We start from the raw sequence: 15,043 nt of genomic DNA, 5'->3' as shown, positions 1-15,043 counted from the left end.
CGGTCCACCGGGCGGCAAAAGCCGTCACCGATGAACAACGTGGGTTGCTTAAGGCTGGCAGTTTTATCTGCGGATTCCGAGTTTTTCGATCAAAGCGCTGTAACGGTTAACGTCTTTGTTTTTCAAATACGCTAACAGTTTACGGCGTTGGCCGACCATTTTCAAAAGACCACGGCGGGAATGATGATCCTTCTTGTGCTCTTTCAAGTGGCTGGTCAAGTTCGAAATGTTTTCCGTTAGGATAGCGATCTGCACTTCAGGAGATCCTGTGTCGGACTCGTGAGTCTTGTGCTCCTGAATCAGCTGATTTTTGCGTTCTTGAGTTAATGCCATCCTATTCACCTCCTTCGATTGTTATCCCCGTTAGCCCCGAAACCGTCGGTGAGATCGTGTATCCGAGCTAAGGTTGTTGTTCATCGATATCGATCTCGATTAACGTGTACTAGTATAACACAAACGGAATTGCAAAGTAAATGCCGCGCTTAACAATCTAATCTTGATGACGAACCGCCGATAACAGTGACTTGGCTTGCTCCGCATCCCGATGAATTTGATCGACCAATTCGTCTTTGGAGCCGAATTTTCGCTCGGGACGCAAATAAGCGTTGAATCGGACGGAAATCGGTTCGCCATAAATCATTTCGTCAAAATCAAAGATGTGAACTTCTAAAGTCACGGCATGTTCCCCCGTCTGGAAGGTCGGCTTAAAGCCAATGTTCATGACGCCATAATACCGCTTTTGGCGAACCATCACTTCCACGGCGTAAACGCCGGTTCTCGGAACGATAAACGGCTCGCTTAGCTCGATGTTGGCCGTCGGAAAACCGATCGTTCGCCCGCGGCCGTCCCCGCGAACAACCGTACCGCAAACCGAATAATTGCGCCCGAGCAGCTGGCTCGTTTTTTCGATTCCGCCGGATTCGAGCTGCTCCCGTACAAGGGTGCTGCTTACCTTCTCGCCGTCCTGATGGAACGGAGGAACGATTTCCACATGAAGCTCGCGTCCCCCGAGCTCTCTCAGCGTTTCGGCTGTGCCTTCACCGCGGTAGCCGAACTTGAAGTCAAAGCCAACGACGACCGAATCGATACGAAGCTCGTTCAACACTTGATGAACGAATTGATCGGGGCGAACCTGGGAGAAAGCCTCGTCAAACGTCACGACATATACCCGATCGACGCCGATCTTCTCCAATAAGCTCAATTTTTCCGATAAAGGCGTTATATATTGAGAATATTGCTCCTTGCCGAGCACTTCCCGCGGATGTGGATGGAACGTCATGAGCGCAGCCGGCAGACCCTTCGAACGGGCAATCTCCATCGCCCGGCGAATGACATCTTGATGGCCAAGATGAATGCCGTCAAATTCGCCGATTGCCATCACTTGCGGTCCGGTTACGTGGGTGATCGCTTCGGGCTGAAGCGGATACGATATACGAATCGTTTCCATTACGTATGACACCTGCAATTCTTCATGCTATGTGAATACTTTGGCTGGCTTAATGAATCTTAGACCGTCATCGACGGTAAAAATGCCGATAAACCGTGAATCCGGAGCCGGTGCGTACAACCGCAAAGGGCCTGCCGAAGCAGGTTTCGGACTTAGCATCCCGCTGCTGATCTTCTGCCCTTGGTATGCCGCCGCTACTTTCGCCGGCGCAACCTCGGCAGACGGGATGTGGGCGATCGCTTCATCGGGCGCGATCATGCTGTCCGATAATATCCCCTCATTATGTAACCGTTCAATCTCCTCGAAGGTCAAGCAGCGATCAAGCGTGATAAATCCTGTAGCCGTACGCGTCAACTCCGCCATAGCAGCCGGAACCCCCAGCTTGCGGCCGATATCTACGCATAAGGTACGGATATAGGTGCCTTTGGAGCAGCGGACGCGAAAACGAACTTCAGGATGAGGCAAGCTTGTGTCGATCTGCATGATATCGATTTGATGAACGGTAACCTTCCTTGATTTACGCTCGACGACCTGTCCCTCGCGGGCCAATTCGTACAACCGTTTGCCGTCGACTTTCACGGCCGAATACATCGGCGGGACTTGATCGATTTCGCCAATGAACGAAACAATGGCTTGTTCGATTTGATGCCCTGTCAATTCGACGCGATCCAAGGACTCGATCACTTCGCCGGTCAAGTCTTCCGTATCGGTGGAAACCCCGAAGCGAACAACCGCTTCGTATTCCTTCGGCAAATCTTGAATATACTCGACCAATCGGGTCGCTTTGCCGATACATAAAGGCAGCACGCCCGTCACCTGAGGATCGAGCGTACCGGTATGGCCGATTCGCTTCGTTCTCAGGATGCGGCGTACTTTGGCAACTACGTCGTGCGAAGTAAATTGAACCGGCTTAAGCACCGGAAGAATGCCGTTATAAAGGTCCGGCGTTTCGGAATTTGTCATAATGCAAGTTCAACTGCCTTAACGATTTGTTCTATTGCCTCGTTTATCGAACCGCGAATGGTACAGCCCGCGGCCCGGATATGCCCTCCGCCGCCGAACGATTGCGCGATTGCCGCCACGTTCGTCCGACTGTTGGAACGCATGCTCACCTTCACCGTATCGGGTCCCGTCTCCCGGAATAATATGCCGACTTCTACGCCTTCAATATTCCGTGCGTAATTGACCAGCCCTTCAGTCTCCTCTTTGGTCGCCCCGGTTTCCGCGTAGTCCTCGGAAACGACATAAAGCCAACCGATCTGATTATCCTTGGAAAAGGATAGCCGAGATAAAGCCCGCTGAAGCAGTCTGATGTGCGCCATGGAAACTTTCTCGAGCAGATGCTCGGCCAGCTTCGGACCTTCCGCTCCGTACTGCAGCAGCCGCGATGCGATATTCATCACCTTGGGCGACGTATTGGAGTAGCGAAATCCGCCCGTATCGGTCAACAATCCGCTGTAAATCAACGTCGCAAACTCGGATTCCCATGGCAGATCCAGCATATCCATCAAATCGGTCAAAATCTCGACGGTTGCCGCTGCGTCCGTCTTCAATACGTTCACGGCGCCAAATCCGTCGTTCGTCGGATGGTGATCGATATTAAGCAGTTGAACGTCTTCTTCAAACAGCTCCCGAACCGCGCCAATGCGGGCGAAATCGGCGCAATCAACGCTAATGGCATGCTTGAATGTCCTGTTCGGCCGATCGCTTCCGAGATCCGCGATCCGCTCGCTGCCCCACATATAGCGGAACTTGAGCGGAACGCTGCCCTCGTTGATCATGACATACTTCTTATTCAATCGCTCCAGCATCCAGCCTACGGCTGCGGTCGAGCTGATCGCATCGCCGTCAGGCTGAACGTGAGCCACGACGAGGAAATCGTCGTTTTGTTCGATGAATCGTTTTGCCGCGCTTAGCTGTTCGGCATAAGCGGCATCCATGGCGGCGCTCATATTTGCGCTTCTCCGCCATTGACTTGTTCAAGCAATTTCTCGATACGGCTGCCGTATTCGATCGACGTATCGAATTTGAACAGAAGTTCCGGCGTATGCCGCATCCGAATCCGTTTGCCGAGCTCGCTACGCAAGAAGCCTTTGCTTCTTGCCAATGCGTGCAGCGTTTCTTCCTTCTGCTGATCGGTGCCCAGAACGCTCAAATATATTTTCGCCTGCGACAAATCGCTTGTCACTTCAACACCGGTTACGGTAACGAAGCCGATTCGAGGGTCTTTCAGCTCGGTCTGGATGAGTAGGCTCATCTCTTTCTTGATTTGTTCGCCCATTCTACCCACACGAATTTTGGCCATGCTTTAGGTCACCTCTCTACTGTTTCCATCACAAACGCTTCGATAACGTCGCCTTCTTTGAGGTCATTGAAGCGATCTAACGTGATCCCGCACTCGTAGCCTTGCGATACTTCCTTCGCGTCGTCCTTGAATCGTTTGAGGGAATCGATTTTCCCTTCGTGCACAACGATTCCGCTGCGAATAACGCGGGCTTCCGCATTGCGGGACACTTTGCCGGAAGTTACCATACAACCTGCAATCGTGCCGACCTTGCTCACTTTGAACAGATTGCGCACTTCGGCGTGGCCGATGACATTTTCCTTGTACACCGGATCGAGCATGCCTTTCATCGCGGCTTCGATTTCTTCGATCGCGCTGTAGATGACGCGGTGCAGACGAATGTCGACTTTCTCCTGATCGGCTGCAGCTTTGGCCATAGGCTCCGGACGTACGTTAAAGCCGATGACGATCGCATTGGATGCGGAAGCGAGCGTAATATCGGACTCGGTAATCGCACCGGCGCCGCTGTGAAGGATTTTGACGCGAACGCCTTCCACTTCGATTTTCGCGAGCGAGCCTTTGAGCGCTTCGACGGACCCTTGCACGTCCCCTTTGATGATGACGTTCAAGTCCTTGATTTCGCCGTCCTTGATATGCTTATAGAGATCGTCCAGCGTCACGCGCGTATTGGCACCCATTTCGCTTTGACGGAGCGTGATCGCCCGTTTCTCCGCGATGTCGCGTGCTTTGCGCTCGTCCTCGAACACGATGAACGGATCGCCGGCAAGCGGTACTTCGGTCAAACCGGTAATCTCGACCGGCGTCGAAGGTCCGGCTTCTTTCAAGCGGCGACCCTTATCATTTACCATGGCCCGAACGCGGCCGAAGCATACGCCGGCTACAAACGCATCGCCGACTTTAAGCGTTCCGTGCTGCACGAGTACGCGAGCAACAGGACCTTTACCTTTATCCAGCTCGGCTTCGATAACCGTACCGCGAGCCCGTTTGTTCGGATTCGCTTTGAAGTCGTTCACTTCGGCAACGAGCAGAATCATTTCAAGCAGTTCTTCGAGGCCCATGCGTTGTTTCGCGGAAAGGTTGACGAAAATCGTCTCGCCGCCCCATTCTTCGGGAACAAGCTCATACTCGGTCAACTCTTGCTTGATGCGCTCCGGATTGGCGTCCGGCTTATCGATTTTGTTCACGGCCACGATAATCGGCACGCCGGCTGCTTTCGCATGGTTGATCGCCTCAACCGTTTGCGGCATGACGCCGTCGTCCGCCGCTACGACAAGAATCGTTATATCGGTAACTTGGGCGCCGCGTGCACGCATCGACGTGAACGCTTCGTGACCAGGCGTATCCAAGAACGTAATTTTTTTGCCTTTGACTTCAACTTGGTATGCGCCGATATGCTGCGTAATGCCGCCGGCTTCGCCAAGCGTTACGTTCGTATGGCGGATGGCGTCAAGCAGCGTCGTTTTACCATGATCGACGTGACCCATGATGGTGACGACAGGCGGACGTTCCAGAAGATCCTCATCCTCGTCCTTCTCTTCGAACGTTTCGAAACGATCTTCTTCAACCGGAATTTTCAGTTCAACCTCAACATTAAATTCCGTTGCGATTAATTGGATGGCATCCAGATCTATTTCTTGGTTAATTGTTGCAAGAATGCCTAGGAAAATCAGTTTTTTGATAACTTCCGACGCATCCTTATGAAGCAGCTTCGCCAATTCGCCAACCGTCATCGTACCGCGTACAATGATTTTCTTCGGTGTATTGTCGATTTTTTCCTTTTTCTCTGGCTGCGCTTGATGACGGCCCTTGTTGTTTTTGCCTTTATTGAAAGACGGTCCAGATTTGAAGCCGTTTGGTTTATCTTCAAAACGTTTGTTCTGACCTTGATTCGGACGGTTCGGTTTCTTCGCGAAGCGATTGCCGCCTGAATTCGTAGCATCTTCAGGCGGTTTCGGAGCGAATGAGCCGCGCGGTTCGAAACCGCGGTTCTGACCTCCGGGACGACCGCCGCCAGCACCGCCGCCACTTGGACGGTTCGCGCCTTGCCCGCCGCCAAAATTGCCGCCGCCGCTCGGGCGATTCGGGTTTCTTGTGTCGTTGCCGCGCTGATCCGGTCTTCCACCTTGGCCCCCGCCTTGCGGTCTTCCGCCTTGGCCTGCGCCTTGCGGTCTTCCACCTTGACCTGCGCCTTGCGGTCTTCCGCCTTGGCCTGCGCCTTGCGGTCTTCCGCCTTGACCCATGCCCGTTCTTTGATCCGGTCTTCCCCCTTGGCCACCTTGCGGTCTTCCGCCTTGGCCTCCGCCTTGATAATTGCGGTTTTGAGGGCGTTGCTGTTGGTTCTGGTTATTATACGGGCGCTGCTGGTATGACGCTTGCCCTTGCTGTCCTTGCTGAGCCGACACGTTCTGTTGCTCCGATTGCTGTCCTTGCTCGTTCTGCGGACGTGAAGATTGCTCCGTGCCGCCGTTCCCTTGTTGTACTTGGTCTCTCCGTTGTTGGTTTCCGTTATGCTGTCCGCCGCCCGTCGGGTTGTTCCCTTGTCCTTGAGGTCGGTTCGGAGCAGACGTTCTCTGCTGATTCATAGGCACCTGCTTTTCTGGCTGTTTTTGTTGTTGCGGTCGATCCGATTGTTTAAGGGTCGATTGTTGATTGCCTTGTTGCGGGTTCGGTTGCGGCTTCACAGCCTGCTGGCCTGACGTGCGTGCAGTTTGGTTCGAGCCCGTTTCCGCCGCGCGCTTGGCGGCCGCATTCGCTTTGATGTCCCTAAAAAAACCTTCGACACGACTCACCGTATCATTTTCCATAACGCTCATATGATTGTTAACGGGAATATTCAGCCGTTTTAAGATCGTAATAATTTCTTTACTGCTCATATTTAAAGATTTGGCATATTCGTAAACGCGCAGTTGTTTGTTGGTCAATATTATTCCACCTCCGTAGGTTTGCATATCGCCTCGCGAATCATGCGCGCAAAACCGGCATCGGTCACCGACAGAACAACTCGTCCCTCCTGTCCGATGCTCGCGCCGAGCTCCGCCCGGGTAAACTGTTCGTAAACGTCGACCTTGTAATAATCGCATTTGTCGCGATATTTTTTTCTCGCGTTATCCGCCGCATCCGCGGCGACAATGACTAGCTTCGCCTCGCCCGATCGAATCGAAGCCATGACGCTTTCATCTCCGGCCACAAGCTTGCCGGCCCGTCTAGCCATGCCCAAATGCGACAAAACGCGTGTGTTATTCGTCATCGTCCGTCACCACAGCTTTGCTTGCAATAAATTCGTCCTCGACACGGATAAAATCTTGTTCCAGCCGGTCGTAAATTTCGGCGCTTACCTGCGATTTCAACGCGCGGTCCAGCGCTTTATTTTTTTTCACCAGCTTAAAGCACGATCTTTTTCCGCACAAATAGGCTCCGCGCCCCGCTTTTTTTCCCGTGAGGTCTATTAGAATTTCGTCTTGCGGCGTGCGCACGACGCGGATAAGCTCTTTTTTCGCCATCATTTCTTGGCAAGCGACGCATTTGCGCAAAGGTATTTTTCTTGGTTTCAATGGAATCCCCCCGCACCGTTGCTTTTACGATATCAAATCGAAATGGAATCCTGATGCATCTCTTCGGACGAAGTGCGCGGTCTGCCGAATTCCTGCTCGGCTTGCGTTTCGCTTTTGATATCGATTTTCCAGCTAGTAAGCTTGGCGGCCAGACGCGCGTTTTGCCCTTTGATGCCGATCGCCAGCGACAGCTGATAGTCCGGCACGATCACTCGCGCCACTTTCTCTTGCTCATATACGTTAACTTCAAGCACCTTCGAAGGACTTAGCGCATTGGCAACGTAATCCGGCACATTCTCGGACCAGCGGACGATGTCGATTTTTTCGCCTTTCAGCTCGCCCACGATCGTTTGCACGCGAGTTCCTTTCGGACCTACGCACGATCCGACGGGATCGACGTCCGGGTTGCGGGAATACACTGCGATTTTCGAGCGATAGCCCGCTTCCCGCGCAACGGAGCGAATTTCTACGACGCCGTCGAAAATTTCCGGAACTTCCAGCTCGAACAACCGCTTCAGCAACCCGGGATGCGTACGCGACAAAATAATTTGCGGCCCCTTCGTCGTGTTCTCCACCTTCGTAATGTAGGCTTTGACACGGTCCCCGTGCTGGAAACGCTCCGTCGGCATCAATTCGTTCAAAGGAAGCACCGCTTCGACTTTGCCCAGATCGATATATACGTTGCGTTGATCCTGGCGCTGCACGATGCCGGTAACAATGTCTTCTTCCTTCTCGATAAACGCGTTATAGATCAGGCCGCGTTCCGCTTCGCGAATGCGCTGCGTGACGACCTGCTTCGCCGTTTGAGCGGCAATCCGCCCGAAATCCCGCGGCGTCACTTCGATTTCCGAAATGTCGCCCAATTGGAAGTTCGGGTTGATTTCACGCGCGGCGGACACCGAAATTTCGAGACGCGGGTCCAGCACCTCTTCGACTACCGTTTTGCGGGCATATACTTTAATGACTCCGGTCATCCGATTGATATCGACACGTACGTTTTGCGCCGTGTTGAAGTTTCTTTTGTAGCTTGAGATGAGCGCCGCTTCGATCGCTTCCAGCAATACGTCCTTGCTAATTCCTTTTTCTCTTTCGATTTCCGACAACGCCTCGATAAAATCCATGCTCATTGCCAGGAGTTCCCCCTTTCATAATTAGAAACAATCTATCGTTACAATACGATGGCGAGCCTAGCGCCAGCCACTTTGTTGTACGGTACCGTGAATTTCTTCTTGCCTGCTTCGATGACAAGTTGTTCTCCGTCAAAGCTCAGCAGCTTGCCTTCGAATTCCTTGAAACCGTCGACCGGCTCATAAGTCGTGACGAATACATGCTTGTCGACAGCCTTGTGAAAATCGTCAAGCTTCTTCAAAGGGCGCTCTGCGCCTGGAGACGATACTTCGAGAAAATATGCTTCGGAAATCGGATCCTTCTCGTCCAGCTTCTCGCTTAGAAACTCGCTGACCCGGCCGCAGTCCTCGATGTCGATGCCGCCTTCCTTGTCCAAGAACACGCGAAGGAACCAATTGCTGCCTTCCTTCACATATTCGATGTCCACCAGTTCGAACCCGTTGGCCGTTAAAAACGGCTCCACCATCTCTTCGACGATGGCCTTGATTTTGGTTGAACTCAAATGCTTGAACCTCCCTGAGTTGTCGCATATTAAAATGTAAAGAGTGGGTTGCCCCACTCTTCGTTAGCGAATGTATCATCATTATTGCCAGAAAAATTATAGCATAACACAATATTACCTGACAAGTGATAAATCCTTATCAAAGATAATCCGCATTCGTGTCCGACCGTCGTTTCGCTTCCCGTTGAAATACGATATGACGATGAGTCCTCTATATCAAAATAGCGACAACTGGTTGGATTCCGGTAATCCGCGGAAAACTCCCAAGCCCGTCAGCAGCTCGATGATCGTCTTGCTCGCCTTTGACCGCGATTGAAAATCTTCCACCGACAAGAAATCACCGTCTTTCCTAGATGCCGCAATGTTGCGGGCGGCGTTTTCGCCGATGCCCTGCAGGGCGGAAAAAGGCGGGATGAGCGAATCGCCGTCCACGATGAATTTCGTCGCATCCGAACGGTACAAATCGATGTTCTTGAACGATAGACCGCGCGCCGTCATTTCCAGCGCCATTTCCAAGATGGACAGCATGCTCTTCTCCTTGGTCGTCGCCTGGAAGCCCTTCTCCTCGATTTCGATAATCTTCTTCTGAATGGCGTCATAGCCTTGGCAGCATAATTCAATGTCAAAATCCTCGGCGCGAACCGTAAAATAAGTCGCGTAGTATTGGATCGGATAATATACCTTGAAGTATGCGGTCCGAACAGCAGAGATGACGTAAGCGGCGGCGTGCGCCTTCGGGAACATGTACTGGATCTTCAGGCAAGAATCGATGTACCAGGCGGGAACCTTGCAGTTTTTCATTTCTTCGATCCATTCCTGCGTCAGTCCTTTGCCTTTCCGCACGCTTTCCGTGATCTTAAAGGCGAGGCCCGCTTCCATTCCCGCTTTATAAATAAGAAACAACATAATCTCGTCACGACAACCGATTACCGTCTTGATCGTGCAAGTATTGTTGCGAATCAATTCCTGCGCGTTGCCGAGCCAAACGCCGGTGCCGTGCGAGAGCCCCGAAATTTGCAGCAAATCCGCAAACGACTTCGGCTGACACTCGACAAGCATCTGCCGCACGAACTTCGTTCCCATCTCCGGGACGCCGTACGTCGCGACCTGGGACCGAATTTGCTCGGGAGATACGCCAAGCGCTTCCGTTGAGCTGAAAATGCTCATGACCTTCTCGTCGTTCATCGGGATGGACGTCGGATCGATTCCGGTCAAATCCTGCAGCATCCGCATCATCGTCGGATCGTCGTGTCCTAGAATATCGAGCTTCAGCAAATTGTTCTCGAAGGCGTGATAATCGAAGTGGGTCGTTTTCCACTCGGCATTCACGTCGTCCGCCGGAAACTGCACCGGCGTGACCTCCTCGACCTCGATATAGTCCGGCACGACGACGATGCCGCCGGGATGCTGGCCGGTGCTCCGCTTGACACCCGTACAGCCGCTGGCCAGACGGTTCAGCTCGGCACCTCGCCATTTTTTGCCGTGCTCCTCTTCGTACTTTTTGGCGAAGCCGAAGGCGGTTTTTTCGGCGACCGTACCGATCGTTCCCGCGCGGAACACGGCCTTATCGCCGAACAATACTTTCGTATAGTTATGGGCAATCGGCTGATAATCGCCCGAGAAGTTCAAGTCGATATCGGGAACCTTGTCGCCCTTAAAGCCAAGGAACGTTTCGAACGGAATATCCTGCCCTTCGCCCTTCAGCGGTTGACCGCAGTTCGGGCAATCTTTGTCCTTCAGGTCGAAGCCGCTCATGACGCTGCCGTCGGTAAACCATTCGCTGTGCTTGCATTCCGGATTGCGGCAAATATAATGCGGCGGCAAAGGGTTAACCTCGGAGATGCCAAGGAACGTCGCGACGATGGAGGATCCGACGGAACCCCGGGAACCGACAAGATAGCCGTCTTCATTCGATTTTTTGACCAATCGCTCGGAAATGAGATAGTTCGCCGCAAAACCGTATTTGATGATCGGGACAAGCTCCTTCTCAAGCCTTTTGACAATAAGGTCGGGAATCGGCTCGCCGTACAACCGCTTGGCCGTATCGTAGCACTTGTTCCGGATTTCGTCGTCCGCGCCTTCGAAAATCGGCGTGAACAAGCCGTTGTCGGACGGACCGCCCTTCGAAGGGAACAGCTCAATCTCCTCGAACCGATCCGCCAGCTCGTTCGTATTCGTGATGACGACCTCGCGCGCCTTCTCCTCGCCTAAAAAGGCGAACTCCTCCAGCATTTCGTTCGTCGTCCTGAAATGAACGTCCGGCTTCTTCATATCCTTCAGCGGACTGAAGCCTGTAATGCCGTGAATCGTAATATCGCGGAACAGCTTCTCCCGCGGATGCAAATAATGCACGTTGCCCGTTGCGATAACCGGTTTGTTCTGCTTATACCCGATATCGCATATTCGTTTAAGCGCAAGCTCGATTTGCTCTTTGCTTCCGACAAGCCCTTTGTCGACCAGATGCATGTACAATCCGATCGGCTGGATCTCCAGCACGTCGTAAAAATCGGCCACCTGCTCGGCCTCTTCGAGCGATTTGTTCAGTACGGTTTCGAATAGCTCGCCTTTTTCGCAACCCGATACGACCAGCAGACCTTCGCGCATTGCCACAAGCTTGCTGCGCGGGATGCAGGCTACCCTCTTGAAATATTCCGTATGCGACATCGTTATAAGTTTATATAAGTTCTTCTTGCCGATTCCGTTCAGAGCATAGATGTTGCAGTGGAACGGACGGGTATTGCTTAAATCTTTACCGACAAAATCGTTAAGCCGGTTCAGGTCCGTAATCTCGCGTTGGCCCGCATCGTTCAATAAGCCGAACAAAACGCCGCCGAGCGCAATGGAGTCGTCGATCGCGCGGTGATGATTCTCCAAACTGACCTTATATTTGTCGCAAAGCGTATTAAGTCGATGGTTCTTCATCGCCGGATGCAGCAATCTCGCCAATTCCAGCGTATCCAGCACCGGGTTCGTTACCGGCGGCAGTCCAAGCTGGCGGCATGCGGCTTGGATAAAACCGTTGTCGAACTTCGCGTTGTGCGCGACCAGAACGGCGTCACCGATAAAATCGAGGAAACCTCGCATGACTTCATCAAGCTCCGGCGCATCCTTGACCATCTCGTCCGTAATGTTCGTCAGCTGTTGAATATTGTACGGAATTTTCTCGTGCGGATTGACGAACTTGGCATAGCGGTCGATTTCTTTGCCTTCCGTCATTTTGACCGCGGCGATTTCGATAATTTTATTGCTCGTGACGGATAGACCCGTCGTCTCGATGTCAAATACGATATAAGTCGCTGTTTTTAAGTCGAGCTCAATCGGATTCAGCACGATCGGCACCGCATCGTCCACAACGTTTGCTTCGACGCCATAAATGACTTTAATGCCGTGTTTTTTCCCGGCTTTGGCCGCCTCCGGATAACATTGCACGTTGCTGTGGTCCGAAATGGCGATCGCCTTATGGCCCCACTTCGCAGCGGTTTTAATATAAGTGTCTACCGAAGTGATGGCGTCCATCGTGCTCATCGTAGTATGCAGATGAAACTCGACGCGCTTCTCTTCCGCATCGTCCTTTCGATCAGGCGGAGCGCCGACTTCGTTTAAGTCCGACGGAATCATGACGAGCTCGGGTATGGTCATAAACCGGTCGTATTCGACGCGGCCGCGCGCTTTGATCCATTTGCCGTTGGCGAGCAAGTTTAACACTTTGACGTCTTCTTTGTTACGTGCGAACACTTTCATCATTAAGGAATCGGAAAAGTCCGTAATATTAAACTGGTACAACGTATTGCCGTTACGCAGCTCCTTGACCTCAAGGCCGAATACGGTACCTTGGACGGTTACTTTTTTCTCCTCGTCCACGATTTCCTGCAACGGCACCGGCTGGTCTTTGATATCGTAGCCGATCGACAGCTTCAGCTCCTGATCCGGCGGTCCGAAGGTCGACTCCGCTTCCTTATCGATCGCGGTCATCAGCTGCTGAACGACATTCCGTTCCTCTTCCTCGATCTTCTGCACGAAGCGCTCGTATTCCTCGGTGTTTGATTCGCCGACTTGCATCTTGACCCGGAAGGTCCGGTTGAAATATTGCTCATAAAATCGTACGATCGCCTGATCGATCCCTTTTTTCTTGGCGAGCTCAAGTCCGGTCGTATCCATCAGCGTCACGCTGATCAGCTGACCGTCCGGCTCCATCTTGGCTTTCGCCATCCAGCCGTTGACGGATGCCGCATGCTGTTGGATCCACTCGATGAACAAACCCCAGTACTGCTCCGCAATGGCGGCATGAGCCACTTCGTTGTCATAATGCAGAATGAAATCGATCGAAGCGATGTGCGCGAATTTTTGCTGAATTAATTTGCAAAATGTCCGGTAGGCGGCTGCGGGCACGATTTGTTTTTTATGAAGATGAAAGGTCCACTCTCGGTTCGTCCGGCTGCACTCTACTTTATCGATATAACCGTCCGAGAAAAACTGATCGATCATGTCGTAAGGCAGCTCCGCCTGCTTCATCAGCAGCTCGAAGCGGCTTCTTTTTTCGGCAAGATTGCTCATCTTTTCCCCCTGGTGTGCGCAAAAGGGTTGCCTCTATTTCGTAATCGGCAGCCCTTTTGCTAGTTTTTAGTATGCTCGTGCAAATACGACGGTGTGCTGCGCCTGTTCACCGCACACGAGACAGGTTTTCTTCTCTTCTGCCGGAGCAAAAGGAATGTTGCGGCTCGTCGCGCCGGTTTCTTCCTTCACCTGCTTCTCGCAGGCTGCGGAACCGCACCAGCCGGCTAACGTGAAGCCGCGTCGCTCTTCCATAAGTGTCTTCATCTCGTCAAGGGTGTCGACGCTCGAGAAGTTGCTTTCCCGGAATTGCTGCGCACGATTAAACATGTCTTGCTGAATCTCGTCTAGCATTTGCTGCACTTCGGCAACGAGATTTTCTTGTTTGACAACGCGCTTTTCGCCGGAAATCCGGGAAACAAGAACGGCTTGTCCATTCTCCATATCGCGTGGTCCAAGCTCGAAACGAAGCGGCACGCCGCGCATTTCGTATTCGTTGAACTTCCAGCCCGGGCTCACGTCCGCGCGATCGTCGACGCGAACGCGGATTCCGGCTTTTTTCAGCTCGGCAAACAGTTCATCCGTTCGTCCTACGACTTGCTCGCGTGTTTTTGGCGGGCCGATCGGAATCATGATGACCTGCGTCGGAGCGACCTTCGGCGGCAAAGCAAGTCCGCGGTCGTCGCCGTGCACCATGATGAGTGCGCCGATGAGCCGGGTGCTGACGCCCCACGACGTCGTATGGCAAAATTGCTGCTGGTTTTCGCGGTCAAGAAACTTAATATCGAACGCAACCGCAAAGTTCGTGCCCAAGTAATGCGACGTACCGGCTTGTACCGCGCGGCCGTCTTTCATCATCGCTTCGATCGAATATGTATCGACGGCGCCTGCGAATTTTTCGGACGGCGTTTTTTGTCCGACGATAACCGGAATGGCCAAGAAGTTTTCGACAAAGTCCCGATAAATCTCAAGCATTTGCATCGTTTCTTGTCTAGCTTCTTCTTCTGTTTCGTGCGCGGTGTGTCCTTCCTGCCACAGGAATTCGCTTGTCCGCAGGAACGGCAGCGTCCGTTTCTCCCAACGCACGACGTTGGCCCATTGATTGATCAGTACCGGCAAATCGCGGTAGGAATGAATCCATTTGGCGTACATATGGCCGATCATCGTTTCGGACGTCGGACGAATCGCAAGCCGCTCTTCCAGCTTCTCTCCGGCCGCTTCGGTTACCCATGGCAGCTCCGGATTAAAGCCTTCGACGTGTTCTTTTTCCTTCTGGAAGAAGCTTTCCGGAATGAATAACGGGAAATAAGCATTGCGGTGTCCGGTTTCCTTGAATCTTGCATCCAGCTCCCGTTGGCAATTTTCCCACAGCTCGTAGCCTTCCGGACGGAACACGATGCAGCCGCGAACCGGCGAATAATCCATCAGCTCCGCTTTTTTAATGACATCGATGTACCAGCGCGAGAAGTCTTCGCTCTGCGGCGTAATTTCGGTAACGAATTGTTTGTCTTTTGATTCTTTTGACATGTGATCCTCCTAAAAGCCCTGAAATCAGGCCT

The 15,043-nt window shown here is 52.6% G+C and carries 12 protein-coding genes; all 12 read right to left on the bottom strand.

What is annotated here, in order from left to right:
* Nucleotides 1–63: 63 nt before the first annotated feature.
* The 12 genes from rpsO to proS all read right to left on the bottom strand — a co-directional run bounded on the left by rpsO (nucleotide 64) and on the right by proS (nucleotide 15,011).
* Nucleotides 64–333 carry a 30S ribosomal protein S15 gene (gene rpsO, locus AC0LWM_RS21780; protein ID WP_474677100.1) on the bottom strand — a complete coding sequence of 90 codons (270 nt, stop codon included), beginning with the start codon at nucleotides 331–333 and terminating at the stop codon, nucleotides 64–66.
* 157 nt (nucleotides 334–490) lie between these two features.
* A complete protein-coding gene (locus AC0LWM_RS21775) occupies nucleotides 491–1,447 on the bottom strand; it encodes a bifunctional riboflavin kinase/FAD synthetase (RefSeq protein ID WP_474677099.1) in 957 nt (318 codons plus the stop codon).
* A gap of 27 nt (nucleotides 1,448–1,474) precedes the next feature.
* Entirely contained in the window at nucleotides 1,475–2,410 is a 936-nt protein-coding gene (gene truB / locus AC0LWM_RS21770) for a tRNA pseudouridine(55) synthase TruB (RefSeq protein ID WP_474677098.1), read from the bottom strand.
* Entirely contained in the window at nucleotides 2,407–3,399 is a 993-nt protein-coding gene (locus tag AC0LWM_RS21765) for a DHH family phosphoesterase (RefSeq protein WP_474677097.1), read from the bottom strand. The genes truB and AC0LWM_RS21765 overlap by 4 nt, the downstream gene beginning before the upstream one ends.
* Nucleotides 3,396–3,752 carry a 30S ribosome-binding factor RbfA gene (rbfA, locus tag AC0LWM_RS21760; RefSeq protein WP_474677096.1) on the bottom strand — a complete coding sequence of 119 codons (357 nt, stop codon included), beginning with the start codon at nucleotides 3,750–3,752 and terminating at the stop codon, nucleotides 3,396–3,398. Before rbfA ends, AC0LWM_RS21765 begins: the two co-directional genes overlap by 4 nt.
* A gap of 8 nt (nucleotides 3,753–3,760) precedes the next feature.
* A complete protein-coding gene (gene infB / locus AC0LWM_RS21755; protein ID WP_474677175.1) occupies nucleotides 3,761–6,625 on the bottom strand; it encodes a translation initiation factor IF-2 in 2,865 nt (954 codons plus the stop codon).
* Nucleotides 6,626–6,675: 50 nt separating this feature from the next.
* A complete protein-coding gene (locus AC0LWM_RS21750; protein ID WP_474677095.1) occupies nucleotides 6,676–6,999 on the bottom strand; it encodes a L7Ae/L30e/S12e/Gadd45 family ribosomal protein in 324 nt (107 codons plus the stop codon).
* A complete protein-coding gene (gene rnpM / locus AC0LWM_RS21745) occupies nucleotides 6,989–7,303 on the bottom strand; it encodes an RNase P modulator RnpM (RefSeq protein WP_474677094.1) in 315 nt (104 codons plus the stop codon). The genes AC0LWM_RS21750 and rnpM overlap by 11 nt, the downstream gene beginning before the upstream one ends.
* 32 nt (nucleotides 7,304–7,335) lie before the next feature.
* Nucleotides 7,336–8,430: a transcription termination factor NusA gene (nusA, locus tag AC0LWM_RS21740; protein WP_474677093.1), complete on the bottom strand. Its 1,095-nt coding sequence runs from the start codon at nucleotides 8,428–8,430 to the stop codon at nucleotides 7,336–7,338.
* 41 nt (nucleotides 8,431–8,471) lie between these two features.
* Nucleotides 8,472–8,933 (bottom strand): ribosome maturation factor RimP, encoded by a 462-nt coding sequence (gene rimP, locus AC0LWM_RS21735; RefSeq protein ID WP_474677092.1) that lies wholly within the window; start codon nucleotides 8,931–8,933, stop codon nucleotides 8,472–8,474.
* A 216-nt stretch (nucleotides 8,934–9,149) separates the two neighbouring features.
* Complete coding sequence (locus AC0LWM_RS21730) at nucleotides 9,150–13,487, bottom strand: PolC-type DNA polymerase III (protein ID WP_474677091.1); 4,338 nt, start codon at nucleotides 13,485–13,487, stop codon at nucleotides 9,150–9,152.
* Between the two features lie 66 nt (nucleotides 13,488–13,553).
* The gene (proS, locus tag AC0LWM_RS21725) at nucleotides 13,554–15,011 is read right to left on the bottom strand and encodes a proline--tRNA ligase (RefSeq protein ID WP_474677090.1); all 1,458 of its coding nucleotides are present in this window, start codon (nucleotides 15,009–15,011) and stop codon (nucleotides 13,554–13,556) included.
* Nucleotides 15,012–15,043: the final 32 nt, after the last annotated feature.

Source organism: Paenibacillus sp. sgz302148 (assembly GCF_056120465.1).
The sequence above is the reverse complement of the archived record's forward strand: the minus strand, read 5'-3'. Positions and strand labels throughout refer to the sequence as shown.

What these genes read in the sequence shown, in the direction of transcription:
- rpsO (WP_474677100.1), bottom strand. Translation starts at nt 333, where the DNA reads ATGGCATTAACTCAAGAACGCAAAAATCAGCTGATTCAGGAGCACAAG.
- AC0LWM_RS21775 (WP_474677099.1), bottom strand. Translation starts at nt 1,447, where the DNA reads ATGGAAACGATTCGTATATCGTATCCGCTTCAGCCCGAAGCGATCACC.
- truB (WP_474677098.1), bottom strand. Translation starts at nt 2,410, where the DNA reads ATGACAAATTCCGAAACGCCGGACCTTTATAACGGCATTCTTCCGGTG.
- AC0LWM_RS21765 (WP_474677097.1), bottom strand. Translation starts at nt 3,399, where the DNA reads ATGAGCGCCGCCATGGATGCCGCTTATGCCGAACAGCTAAGCGCGGCA.
- rbfA (WP_474677096.1), bottom strand. Translation starts at nt 3,752, where the DNA reads ATGGCCAAAATTCGTGTGGGTAGAATGGGCGAACAAATCAAGAAAGAG.
- infB (WP_474677175.1), bottom strand. Translation starts at nt 6,625, where the DNA reads ATGAGCAGTAAAGAAATTATTACGATCTTAAAACGGCTGAATATTCCC.
- AC0LWM_RS21750 (WP_474677095.1), bottom strand. Translation starts at nt 6,999, where the DNA reads ATGACGAATAACACACGCGTTTTGTCGCATTTGGGCATGGCTAGACGG.
- nusA (WP_474677093.1), bottom strand. Translation starts at nt 8,430, where the DNA reads ATGAGCATGGATTTTATCGAGGCGTTGTCGGAAATCGAAAGAGAAAAA.
- AC0LWM_RS21730 (WP_474677091.1), bottom strand. Translation starts at nt 13,487, where the DNA reads ATGAGCAATCTTGCCGAAAAAAGAAGCCGCTTCGAGCTGCTGATGAAG.
- proS (WP_474677090.1), bottom strand. Translation starts at nt 15,011, where the DNA reads ATGTCAAAAGAATCAAAAGACAAACAATTCGTTACCGAAATTACGCCG.